8 protein-coding genes are annotated in these 13,216 nt (G+C 48.8%); all 8 read right to left on the bottom strand.

The genetic code is table 11. The features are described 5' to 3' along the window. Nucleotides 1-12 precede the first annotated feature (12 nt). A complete protein-coding gene (locus B5Z18_RS25755) occupies nucleotides 13-1,512 on the bottom strand; it encodes a S41 family peptidase (protein WP_079472401.1) in 1,500 nt (499 codons plus the stop codon). Between the two features lie 22 nt (nucleotides 1,513-1,534). After that, nucleotides 1,535-2,851, bottom strand: a complete 1,317-nt coding sequence (locus B5Z18_RS25760) for a MutS-related protein (protein WP_079472402.1) — start codon at nucleotides 2,849-2,851, stop codon at nucleotides 1,535-1,537. Nucleotides 2,852-2,864: 13 nt separating this feature from the next. Beyond that, complete coding sequence (locus B5Z18_RS25765) at nucleotides 2,865-4,163, bottom strand: MutS-related protein (RefSeq protein ID WP_079472403.1); 1,299 nt, start codon at nucleotides 4,161-4,163, stop codon at nucleotides 2,865-2,867. A 10-nt stretch (nucleotides 4,164-4,173) separates the two neighbouring features. Next, nucleotides 4,174-6,504 (bottom strand): Gldg family protein, encoded by a 2,331-nt coding sequence (locus B5Z18_RS25770; RefSeq protein ID WP_079472404.1) that lies wholly within the window; start codon nucleotides 6,502-6,504, stop codon nucleotides 4,174-4,176. A gap of 9 nt (nucleotides 6,505-6,513) precedes the next feature. Continuing rightward, a complete protein-coding gene (locus B5Z18_RS25775) occupies nucleotides 6,514-7,440 on the bottom strand; it encodes an ABC transporter ATP-binding protein (RefSeq protein ID WP_079472405.1) in 927 nt (308 codons plus the stop codon). 36 nt (nucleotides 7,441-7,476) lie between these two features. Further along, complete coding sequence (locus tag B5Z18_RS25780) at nucleotides 7,477-8,262, bottom strand: DUF4397 domain-containing protein (RefSeq protein WP_079472406.1); 786 nt, start codon at nucleotides 8,260-8,262, stop codon at nucleotides 7,477-7,479. 1 nt (nucleotide 8,263) lies between these two features. After that, nucleotides 8,264-9,709 (bottom strand): RagB/SusD family nutrient uptake outer membrane protein, encoded by a 1,446-nt coding sequence (locus B5Z18_RS25785; RefSeq protein WP_159454431.1) that lies wholly within the window; start codon nucleotides 9,707-9,709, stop codon nucleotides 8,264-8,266. 64 nt (nucleotides 9,710-9,773) lie between these two features. Continuing rightward, nucleotides 9,774-13,145: a SusC/RagA family TonB-linked outer membrane protein gene (locus tag B5Z18_RS25790; protein WP_079472408.1), complete on the bottom strand. Its 3,372-nt coding sequence runs from the start codon at nucleotides 13,143-13,145 to the stop codon at nucleotides 9,774-9,776. Nucleotides 13,146-13,216: the final 71 nt, after the last annotated feature.

Below are 13,216 nucleotides of genomic sequence, written 5' to 3' on the forward strand. Positions count from 1 at the left end.
TTCACCGCAAAATTACTGCATCTGGTCAACTTTACCACCCGATTTGATCAGCTCAAGCGTATACGTGATCTCTGGGTCCTTACCCGACTGGATATACGTAGTAAATTTTGTCAGCGGAATTTCCCTGTCAGGGACAATACCACGGCCATTGTCGGCGCTGGCATTAAAGAAATACAACTCCGATAACGGCACGGTTAACACGCAATTAGTTTTTGGCAACAGGTATTTCAGAAACCACGCGGCTGTAGTAGCGGCCACGCCACTGCCTGTTTCCTTCCCGATGATCTCGCCCCGTTTGTTTTTCTGCACAAGCGAAGCAAAGTAAGTAGCCGCAGAAACAGTGCCACCGCCCGTCAGCACATATACGTTCCCATGAAACGCATCTTTATCGGGCGGAAAATTTTCCAGTAACCCTTCTTTCAAACGGGCATTACCCACATAAAAACCGGAAGAGTCTTTATCAAACCGCTGGTAAAGAAAATTCTTATGCCCCTGGATATCTTCGTCAGATAACCGCCTGCCGTTATCTGCCACCGCATATTCCGGGTAGGCCAGGTCTATGGTACGGGTGCGGTAATTATAAACATTCCGGAAAGGCGCATCTACCAGGAAAGAATAAAGTAATGCAGAGATAGCCGGATTCCCACCGCCGTTACTACGGATATCTATAATCACCTGCTTGTATTTCCGTTTGTTTACTTCCCGGAAAAATTCACTGAACTCTTTATAAGCGTCCGCTTCATTTAACGCGAAGGTATTTACGGTGAGCAGCCCCGTTTGTGTATCATCAAAATAATTATTGTAGATATAATATGCCCGTTGCAAAAGGTTCACCGGGAATACCGACTGCCGCCCTGCATGGTACGCCTGTGTAGGATCTGCAGCAGGAAGCGTAATCCGTTTCACCTCCTTACTCCCCGGCGCCAGAAAAGCTACCTGGTAACTTTTAAGCCGCGGGTTACGCAAACTGAAAATTACCTGGAAATTAGGGTACAGCCTGTCCATCCCGGTAGTAATGTAACCATCGCTGTAAGCCGGCGCCGATAAGGCCCCGAGAATATCTTTCGCCGGCACGTTGTTAATGCTCACCAGCTCCGCCCCGAAAGGAATGCTGCCGCCTTTGAGGTTTACGAATATCTTCTCCCGTTCTATCACCACCGGAAACGGGAAAAAATTAATCATGTTGTACAACTCCTTCCCGTTGTCATTTGAAAACGCCAGGTTGGTGTGTACATCCTTTACCAGGTAAATAGGCGAATACTGCACGCCCGACAATACATCCGGCTGCTGCGCTACCTTGTTCAGTAACGAATCCACTTTACGCGCAAAGGTGACGGAGTCTATAAACTTATACGGATTGGGATGTTGTTTTTTTAAGATCTCCACCGCCAGTTTAAAATCTGAAATAAGGTCTTCCTTTGTCAGGTTCGATAATTTTTTTTCCTGTGCGGCAGTGTTCAGGCAATAGAAAGCCTGTATGGCGGTTACGCCAAATATCAACAGTTGCTTCATATGATGTTATTATTTTTCTGTGTTAAGAACCGATCAGCTCCAGGATGCCTTCATTCCGGATGATCATCATTCCCTGACGGTCTTCCGTAATGCCTTCCTGCAACCGGTAAGTATAACGCGGACGGTTGCCATCCATAATAGTTGGTAAATAAACGAATTGTACATTGCTGCTGCCTCTTAATGCTTCTCCCACTTCAATGATATGCGTTGATACAATAAAGAGGCAGTCGTGGTACTCCGCAAAAGCCGCCGTCACCGCCAGCGTGCCATCGTACGCATCTTTTACGTTGGTACCTTTAAACAGCTCATCAAACATCAGCAGTAAGCGCTGCCCGCTGGCGGCGGCTTCTGCAGCGTGTTTCACGCGTACCACTTCTGCGTAGAAATGGCTGTAACCAAGACTGATATTATCCGCCACATTGATAGAAGAATATATTCCTTCCCGCACAGAAAACTGCATATGCGCCGCCGCCACCGGGAATCCCATGTGCGCCAGGTACATCCCGATGCCTACAGATTTCATCAGGGTGGATTTACCGGCCATATTGGCGCCGGTTAAAAACAACACATTGCTGTGTTCATGCATCTGCACAATGTTTCCTACGGCGCCGTCGATACACGGGTGGGCCAGCTCTTCCGCGGACAACATATTTTCCGTGGGCGGCAACGCATCCGCATAGGTAAATCCCCTGGCGCGCGCCACATCACTCACCGCGATGTTTACATCCAGCTCATAAATAAACGACAGCACTTCTTCCATCTCTTTCCGGAACCTGCTCTTCAGCAGGTGATCATAAAAGGCCAGGGTTTTCACCGGCAACGCCTGGTAGATATCCATATTCAGCAGGCGCTCCAGCAGCTTATCGGAGAGGATGGTTTTTACCGCCTTTAAACGGGCGGCATAAGCCCCCATATCGGGCGGCACCATTTCGAGAAAAGAATAACATCGCTTCAACGTAACAATCGTTGCCTGCAATCCCTGCACTTTTTTCTTGTAGCGTTCGTCGCGGGTAAGACCGGAAAGCCATTTTTTTAAGAGGGTATCCGCCAGCGTCAGCAACCCGTTGGCCAGCATGCCTGCATCCAGGTATTCGCGCATTAAATTCAGCTGCGATATATCAAAAGGAAAATTCAGTTTTGCCCGCTGAAAACTCCGGAAAACACTGCTGCGGTCATTGATGGCGCCGGCCTCCTCCAGCGGGTGACGAAACATATCGTCGAGCAACTGTTCCCCTCCTCTCGTTTTTACGTGGTTGAACAAATGATATACGGAACCCTGCCGGTACTTGCCCAGCAGGTTCAGTTCATCCATCGTTTGCCTGTCTGTATTAAAACCCATGATGATTATTTTTTTATTTCACAAGATGTGCAACGCTACGCTTCTTCCCGTTCTTCAATGTTTCCAGGATCCCTTCGTTCCGGATAATGATCATACCATGCCGGTCGTCGGTGATCCCCCGCTCCAGTGTGTAGGTATACTCCGGCGTATGGCCGTTCATGCGCGTAGGTAAATACAGGAACCCGATACTGCCCCGTTGCTTTAACTCTTCCCCGGCCTCCACGATGTGCGAGGAAATGATGAACATACTTTTCTTTTTCCCTGCAAAGGCACTGGTAATAGCTACAGTGGCTTCATGCGCATCTTTTACGTTAGTGCCGCGGAACAGCTCATCAAATATTACCAGCAACGATTTTCCGGCGCTTAGTTCTGTTGCTATTTTTTTTACACGCAGCACTTCCGCATAAAAGTGACTGGCGCCAATACCCAGGTTATCCGGCAGGTTGATGGTAGTGTAAATACCATCCATTACAGAAAACTCCATGAACGCCGCGGCTACGGGAAAGCCCATGTGCGCCACATAAACCGCGGTGCTTAAAGAACGCAGAAAGGTAGACTTGCCCGCCATATTGGCCCCGGTTAAAAAGATCAGGTTCTGACTGGCATTCATTGCCAGGTTGTTGCCCACAGGCTGTTTCAGCCCCGGATGATATACCCCTTCCAGCTTCAGCGCAGCAGTACCTTTGTCCAGCGCTTTTGGAAAAACGAATTGCCTGTCTACCGCTACTTTTGCCACGGAGAGATACACATCCAGGTAATAGATATAGCCCATCAGTTTCTCTATCTTATACCGCTCGCGGGTCCGGAACAGCAGATCATAGGCGGTTACGGCCGCATAGGATAACTTCCCTTTCCCGCTGTCTTTCAGTGCCGGTTCAAAAGCGGCATCCGTGAGTAATACGGCAATGCGTTCCCGTTCCCGTGCATAGGCAATGATGCCGGTTACTGCTTCTTCTTCTATAAAATTTTTTATAAGATGAATAAGTGATATCACGGCGCTTACCCCGTTGGCAATATCTTTTTCACTCAGCACCGTTTGTTTTTCGCCGGTATTTGCCAGGTACTTCTCGGCCATATCAAACAAGGCCGCATCAAAGGGGAAGGCCAGCTTCAGGCGGGCAAAATGCGCAATTACATTGCTCCGCCTGTTGATCTCCTCCCGGTCCGACAGTGGATTACGGAACATCTCTTCCAGTACCTTTTCGCCGCCGCGGGTGTGGGTATGATTGTACAGGTCGTAGATGCCGCTCACATCACGTTTACCAAATATCCGGAGGTCTTCTATCGTTTGATCATCTGTTTGTAAGAACATAGTTTCCGTTTTATTTTCTCTTACGCCTTATCAATAATATGATGGCGAATAGCAGTACTGCGCCCGGCAGTATCCATACGTATAAAATCTTCAACATTGCTGCTGTGGCCGACGAAACGGTGAACAGGCTATCCAGTGGCCGGGGCCGGGGTGTATAGATAGGATAGTGATTGAAGTCGAGCCAGCTGTAAAAACCCTTGCTAACGAAGCCGCCGCCCTGGCGCAGGTTGCTGAACACATCTGCATCGCCGCCTAAAACAATCCGTTGTTCCTTGTTGTTCACCTTTCTTTCCAGGGAGATGAAGGTGGCATAAGCTTTCGCCTGGCTATCGCCTTCCGCGGGGTTAAATACCGGCGGTGTGGAATCGGTTACCAGTGCGCCGGCTTTCAGCCATGCCCTGTTTTCTATTGTTTGCAGTAAAGGCTTTATCACAAAGGCGCCGGTATCTGCATAAGCAAAAGCGGTAGTTCCCGGCGTAGTGATGAACATGCTGTCGCCATGTTCTTTATACGCTTCCCTCAGCAGGATGAGGGCCGGTTCATCGGCCAGGTAAGCCGTGGTATGTGTAAGAAATGGCGTCGCCATATGCGGCATTTCATCCCTCGAAAGCTGTACCAGGGTGCCGTCCATTAACCGCACGCCCAGCTGTGCCAGTAAAGGGTTGAGCAGCTGTTGCTTGCCTGGTTCTCCTACTATGAACAGGTTGCCGCCTTTATCGATATACTGCTTCAGTTTACTCATTGTGGTGGCGCTCAGTGCTGTTTTTGGATCTGCCAGCACCAGCGTGGTGGTATTGGCAGGAATATCGGCGTTGTCCAGCGAAAGCGTGTCCGATTCAAAGCCTGCATTGATCAGCGCATTGCGGTTCGTTTTATCAATGGTATGAAGCCTGAATTCCCGCTCCCCTCTTTTGGTAATACTCCGTTCCAGGTTTCCTGTCAGGAAGATGTTTCTTGGCAGATCGGCTTTTAAAAGCCGTTTCAAGGCCGGCGCCACCTGCTCTTCCTGGGGCCAGAATACGTTGTCGTCGAAAGTCCGCACGAAAGCAGTTTCACCTTTGTACTTCAGCTGCATTACCAGCCTGTAATTTTCCGGTCCCAGGTCTATCTTCTTACGGATCTCTTCCCGCGGCATAAACATGGAAGCATTCAAATCATATCCATCTGCTACCTGCGCTGCAATTTCTTTCAGATTTTTACCGGGCCAGCTTCTGTAAATGGAACTGTCGTTATCATCCGTATCATAGTAGTACACGTACTTAAAAGTGATATCCGGCTTAAAGCGCTGGTAACGCTCCCAGAGAGCGGCCAGGTAATCGTTGCGGGTTTCGGGAAAACCGCGGTTGGCGCCGTTACCCAGCAGGTTGGTATAAAGCGTGATCTCCAATGGTTCTTTGCCAAGTTCTTTGATGATCTTTTGCGTATTCGGATGCAGGGTATTAATATCGCCCACGGTAGTATCCCAATAGCCGGTTAAAGCCGGGCGTGACGATACATAACCAATCGTCAGCACCAGTAGCATTACCGCTGCATATCTTGCGGCCTTCACAAACCAGGGCTTTGATTCCCGGCCACCTTTCAGTTTGATCATCGTAAAAGACACAAACATGTAAATGATCAGTACAAAGTAGATAACATCCTTTGTGGTAATGAGTCCCTGCAACATTTTCCCGGTGCGGCCGGAGAGAGAAAGGAAATAAGTCAGGTCTCTCACAAAATCATACTTCTGCCATAAACTGCCGATACGGCCCAGGATAAAAACAATCAGGAAGCTGCCAATAGCGGATACAATCTGGTAGGTAGTAAGACTGGACATAAACAACCCGATGGCGGTATAGCTGCACATCAACAGGTAAAAGCCCAGCATAGCAGATAGCAACATGCCATAATCTGCCGACCGGATATTAAAGATACCCGTTACAATAAAGATCCCTACAATACCTACCAGCAACAGGTTATACAGCATGATGGCGAAGTATTTGCCAAAAACAATTTCGCGCAACTTCACCGGGGAAGAATAGAGTAACTTGATGGTGCCATTGTTAATTTCGCGGCTGATCAGTCCCATCGTAAGCAATGGAACAAACAGGTAAAGGTTTTGCAGCACATTGGCAAACATACCCGCCGGATCTAAAAAAATTCCGGACGTCAGCGAAACATTAAAGTCTTTAAACTTCGGATTATTTTTCTCAAAGATCTCCTGCCATTTGGTAAACGGATATAATGTGTAGGTATAAAAAAACGCACATTGCACCATAAACGCAATCGTCAGGAACCAGGCTACAGGAGAATAAAAGAGGTTTCGAAGCTCTGTTTTCGCAACTTTAAATATCATCTTCATGTCGTGAGTTTATTGGTGGGATTGAATAGTTAATTGCTTGAAAATATCGTCGAGCAGTCCTTTGTCAAGACTGATCTCCTGGAGCCGCCATTCATGCTGTACACTGGCCGTAATAATCCTTTCCGTGATATCCTTCTCTCCGTCGAAATAAATACGCGCCTGTTTTTCGGTGAGCACCTCTACTTTGGAAACTCCCCTGATCTTCATCAGCTCGGCTACAGGCGGCATATTTTCCATCCCCACCAGTACTGTGTGCGGCTGCACATAGTTGTTGAAGGCGTCCATTGTATCGGAGAAAATGATCCGTCCTCCTTCAATCATGATCACCTCTTTACAGAGCAGGTGTATTTCAGACAAAATATGCGACGACAGTAACACCGTATGATCCAGGGCAATTTCCCTGATCAGTTTACGGGCTTCAATCAGCTGGTTAGGATCGAGCCCGTTGGTGGGCTCGTCCATTACTACCAGTTTCGGTTTATGGATGATGGCCTGTGCAATGCCAACCCGCTGGCGGTATCCGCCGGAGAGGTTGCGGATCAGCCTTGTGCTGAAGTGTGCAATGCCGCAACGTTCCTTGGCTTCGTTCACCGCCGCTTTGATGCGGTGCTTTTCTATTAAGCGCAGCTCCGCGCAATAAGTGAGGTATTCATCTACCGTAAGATCTGTATACAATGGAGGATTCTGCGGTAAAAAGCCGATCTCTTTTTTTGCCAGCTCCGGCTGCTGCCTGATATCGATCCCGTTGATATAAACACGGCCTTCCGTTTGGTTCAGCACACCGCACATAATATTCATGGTGGTAGACTTCCCTGCCCCGTTGGACCCCAGCAATCCTACTACGCCGGTTTGCTGTATTTCCAGGTTGATATCACGTATTGCCCAGGATGTGCTGTACCTGTGTGAGAGCCCCTCAATTTTCAGTATAGTGCTCATAGTGCGTTTTTAATAAATAAATATTGATGAATGAATTCAGTACCTGACCAACATTACTGCGGGTGCGTTTACACCTGTACCACCGGGAATTCCCACCAGTGCCAGGGTAAAATTCTTATACATCCAGGGATGCGCATAAATAGTATTCTGATGATAGATGCCCTCTGTGATATAGCTTCCCAGCAATGCGCCGCTGACCGCATCGCGGAACTCAAATTCATAGTCGTGTACTTCAAATCCGGCGGCATACTTCTTAAAAACAGTGCTGCCTTTATAGGGCAGGCGTGCTACTTCCGGCGCGCCTGTTTGCCCTTTGATGCTGACGCTGATATCACTGCTGCCGGGGGAAAGGTTTACAAACCTCATTCCCATTGAGCTGTCGGCATGATACGGCAGGTCATCCTTCACCAGCATAGTATCCGGCGCCGACACCGTACCGGTTAAAAACAACGTTTGAACAGAACCAACGGGCAGGTCCAGCACCAGGTTAAAAAGAGGAACACTTTTCTCCGTCGTATCGGGATACTGGTACAGGGCTACCGGTTGGGTACCGCTAAACTGTGCATAGCGGTTACTATTATTATTAAATGTTTTATAGATCAGCTGGGTGGCGTGATAGTACTCAAACGGGTTACCTCCCTTGAAATTAGTGACCAGCGGGCTACTGCCCACTACTGCGTTAATCAGGGTGAGTGATGCGGCGCCGGGTGCCACCGTTTGTTTGGCGCAGGAGGCCAGTATCAGCATCAGCAGCGGGGCTGTTATCAACCTGCTGCGAAGCAGCTGCCATGCGGTTGCGTAGCGGGGAAATATCTGCTGCATATTAATAACCGGGATTTTGAGTGAGGAAATGATTGACAATAATTTCCGATACCGGAACAGGATAAAGCAATTGATAATCGCCTGACCAGGGTTGCTTCAGCGGCATGGCCGACAGCACATCATGCGCCATGCCGGTACGCTTCAGATCAAACCAGCGGTGGCCCCATTCTGCGAACAACTCTATTTGCCGCTCCTTTGCCACTGCAGCCTTTATTTGTGGCGCTGTGAGCGTAGCCGGCAGATCACCTAACCCTGCCCGGCGGCGGAGTACATTCAAATCAGCAATAGCTGCAGCGGCGCCTCCGGGGCCTCCGTTGGCAGCGGCTTCTGCACGTACCAGGTACATCTCGGCAAGACGGAATACTACATAGTATTCTTTTGCTTCTGCACCAAAAACCCCGTTGCTGATCCCGATCCTGTACTTAGCCGGGTAATGGGTGGTCTCCCCGGGGGTACCTTGTGGGCCGGTGTTATTGGTGCTGTCGGTCCATGCTACAAAGCGCTGGTCCCCTTCTTCAAAACTGTTCAGTAATTCATCGGATAAAACAAATTTTGCGATGCCGGTGACGGGCACACCAGGCAGCATCTGGTATCCTTCCGGGGTAGCATTCTTCAGCGTATTATCCGTATTGGTTTGTTTCAACTGCCAGATAGCCTCGCGGCTCTCTTTCAGGAAAACACGTGTTAGATCAGTTTCCAGGCCATACGATGCTACGTTGTCAATCACTGTGGTGGCGGCAGCGGCGGCATTGCCATACTCGCCCAGGTAGAGATATACTCTTGCCAGCAAAGCATTGGCAGTGGCTTTGTTGGCACGCACCCTTTCCCCGTTGCCGGTAGGATAGCTCTCCGGTAAATTATCCGCAGCATCCTTTAAGTCGGATACGATCTGCTGATACACCTGTTGCTGTGGTGTTCTGGGCATGCTGCTGGTCTGGTTAAAATCTACCGTGAGTGCAAGGGGTACATCGCCAAATAAATTGGTGAGATAGAAGTAAGCAAAGGCGCGGATAAATTTTGCTTCGCCGGTGAGCGCTTTGCGTGTACTGTCTTTGATCGTTACCGCCGTAGATGCCGCAATACCTTCTATTACCGAGTTGGCTGCATAGATGGTTTTATAGGCCGTTTCCCAGGCCAGTATTGGCCTGTCGGTATTATAGATGTTAACCTTGTTGGTACTCAGTACATATAACGCCTGGTCGTTGGCGCCGGAATAGGAATACATCTCACCGGACGACAATCCGCCCATTATGGTAACCAGCCCGGCACTGAAAACGCTTTGTGCGGACGACCATGTACTAAACGATTTATCTCCATTAATCATGGCGCTGTATATGCCGGCCATTGCAGCATTGGCCTTTGCTTCCGTGCTGAATACCTGCGTGGTGGTAATGGTATTCACCGGCGGGGGAATAGCGATCAGCTTTCTGCAGGATGAATGTATCATGCTCCAAAAAAGACTACTGATAACGACGAGTATTGTTCTTTGATAGATCCGCATCACTGGTATTTTAAAGCGTAAATGATAAGGCGCCGGAAAAGGTGCGGCCGGCCGGAACAGCTGAATAGTTCTGTATCTCCGGATCTAAACCCGGATAATTGGAAATCGTGAAAATATTCTGCAACCGGAACGACAGGGTACATCCTTTCAATCCTGCTTTCTTTGATAATTTATCGGAGAAGGAATAGCCAATGGCCACTGACCGGAGACGCAGGTAGGACGCGTCTGTGATACCTGCATCGGAAGCGTTTATATCTCCTACAAAATAAGTGGAATAGCGGGCGTACCGCGCGTTATCACCCGGCTTTTGCCAATGGTCATGGAGTGCTTCTACAGGAAAATTATTCATCTGCCCTTTTACGTTAGTGATAAACGGATCCTGTCCCAACTGCTTCTTGAAATCAAATAAGAGATTAACGGAAAGCCCCTTATAGTTCACAGTGCTGCCAATACCGCCAAAATATTTCGGGGTCCTGTTGATGGCGATGTACCGGTCGTCATCCCCGGTACCGGCAGGAATATTGTAATTGTATTTTGCGAGGCCGTCTTTGTTATAATCAACAAAACTGTATCCACCCGTTTGCGGATCAATGCCCTGATAATGCAGTAGATATTCTGCATTCAGCGACTGCCCCACTTTATACCGGGTGAAGTAAGGCGATAATTCAATACCCGGATAAGACACCAGCAGGTTGCGGTTGGTAGCAATATTGAAATTCACGTTCCATATTATATCCTTTTTCCGGATCAGTGTAGCAGAGATCATTCCTTCCCATCCGCTGTTTTGTATCAGTGCAGGCCAGTTGCCCGTCACAGATTTGAAGCCTGTATAAGCAGGCGTGGGCAGGCCGGTGATCTGATCCCCGGAACGGTTCCTGTATGTGGATACCTCCACACTAATGCGTTCTTCCAGGAAGCTGGCGCTGAAGCCTGCCTCAAATTTTTTATTTGTTTCCCAGTGATAATCCTGGTTAACGGCATGTATCGGCACAAAAGGCTGCACACCGTTGTAGCCGGGAAGCGGCGCAATATCGCCAGGTGCTATTGCCGCCCATTGCGACAGGTACTGGTAATCCGATGGCGCATTTCCACCAACAATACCATAGCTGACTCTCAGCTTCATAAAGGTTACCCACGACGGCAGGAAACGTTTGATCCATTTTTCTTCTGAGAAGTTCCACGCCACAGCTGCCGATCCGAAATTCCCGAACTGCCTGCCGGGTGCAAAACGTGAAGACCCATCCCGCCTGGCAGTCATATTCAGGATATACTTGTGCTCCCAGTCGTAATTGATACGCGCCAGAAAACCGATGTATTTATACTTACTGTACCCTTCACTGGTTTGTGAAAAAGGCGCGCTGCCAACAGTATGAATCAGGTCATCATCGCCGTAACCGGCGGCAAATGTAGTGGTGCCGTTTGTCATGGTGGATTGATACGTACCACCCACCAGGACGCTCAGATCGCCCCGGCCTATAAAGCGGCTGTATGTGAGCTGCGGCTCAACGGTCAGGTTTGAATTTTTCGATGTACCAAAAACAGCTGACCCGGTGGGATTACCAATCGGGTTCTGCGACGCGATGGGCATGAGATAGTTGTTTGTCCCCATCATATAGGAGTAGCCCCCGGTAGTAACAAATTTTAATCCTCTTGCCAGCTCATAGCCCATCCTCATACTGCTGCTGAACTGATTGGTTTGCGCATTATTTGTCCGGAGGAGATCCGCAAAAGGAAACTGACCTCCTATACCGGCGGCATTCCACTCTGCATAGTTTAGCTCACCTTTGCTGTCGTATACCGGTGGCGCATTGGGAGCCAGCGTTATTACGGAGGCGTTGGCAAAAACTGCATCTACGTTTGTATAGCTGTAACCAAGCGTCAGTCCAAGTGAAAACTTCTGGTTAACGCTGCGTACATCAACACTGGATGTTATGGACGCCTGCTGATTAAGACCGCTGTTCTTCACCACATCTTCCTGCCGCGCATAATTCGCACTGATGCGGTACATGGCCAGGTTGTCGCCGCCCGTTAAACTGGTTACCACTGCACTCTGCTTGCCGGTTCCCAGCAGCACTTTTTGCCAGTCGGTATACCGGGTGCTATCCCACAATACCAGGTCCGGTGCGGTAGTCAATGTTGGAATTATACCATCGTTCCGGAACGCCTCCCGCCGCATCTGTAAATACTGCGGGGTGTTCAGCATCTGGTAGCGTTTTGGCACATCAATAATACCCTGGTTAACTTCCATGTTGAAGGTAGTTTTTCCCGGCTTGCCTTTTTTGGTGGTAATTAATATCACGCCGTTCGCAGCGCGGGAACCATATATAGCCGTGGCATCCGCGTCTTTCAATACTTCTATACTGGCAATATCCCTTGGATTCATGCTGAACAACGGGCTTTGCCCGCCGGTAACTGAAAGCCCTCCCTGGATATATCCCGGCGATGCACCGCCTTCATACCTCACAGAACCACTTACATCCAATACCGTTAGCGGAACCCCGTCTATTACATATAACGGATCAGACAACATATCGGGGTTTAGTGAATTACGCCCCCTTATTTCTACTTTCACGGGCGAAGCAGCGTAGCCGCTGGTTTGTGTAACCAGTAAACCTGGTACTCTCCCCTGCAATGCCAGCAATGGATTCATCACCGGTTGTCTTTCTATTTCTTCCGCCGTTACCCTGCTGATATTCCCGGTAGCCAACCGTTTGCTGGTAATACCATACGCCTGCACTACTGCCTGGTCTAACACGCTGGTAGCCGTTTTCATGGTCACATACAGCAGCGACTGCCCTATTGGAACGGTTACATTCACTTTTTCAAAGCCGATAGAGGTAATCGTGAGCTGCTCATTATCCTTTAACTTTCTTAAAACAAAAGATCCCTTTTCATCCGTTTGCGTTCCTTTGGCAGAACCATTCACAATAACGCTGGCGCCTATTACCGGGGCGCCGGTTTTTTCGTCATATACCAGCCCGGAAATATCATGTACAACCGGCTCCAGAGTAAACTTCACCGAATCCGGCATATTATCCACCCTGGGGAAAACAACAATAGTAGTCCCTACAATGGTATAGCTCAAAGGCTGTTTAGCCAATATCGATTTCATAAATACTTCCAGCGGCTGCTTTTTTGCATTCACAGAAATGGCCACGTTTACATTGATCAGCTCGGGATTAAAGATCACCGCGTAATTGGCCTGTTTCTTTATTTCGGTAAAAGCCTGTTGCAACGGTACCTGTTTGCCGCTGAAGGTGATGGTCTGGGATAATACGTCGACTGGCAAACCCAGTGCAGCAGTGATAAGAAAACAAATCATCAGCCTGCCGAACACCCGGTCCCTCCTGCCCAACCGCTTGTAAAGTCTGGATTTTAGCATAACAATTTTTTGGTTGATTTAAATAACTACTTCTTTCCTGTGGAGCATACCGCTCCCGGAGGAGTCACTTT

It is taken from the genome of Chitinophaga ginsengisegetis, assembly GCF_900168065.1.
Taxonomy (GTDB): domain Bacteria; phylum Bacteroidota; class Bacteroidia; order Chitinophagales; family Chitinophagaceae; genus Chitinophaga; species Chitinophaga ginsengisegetis.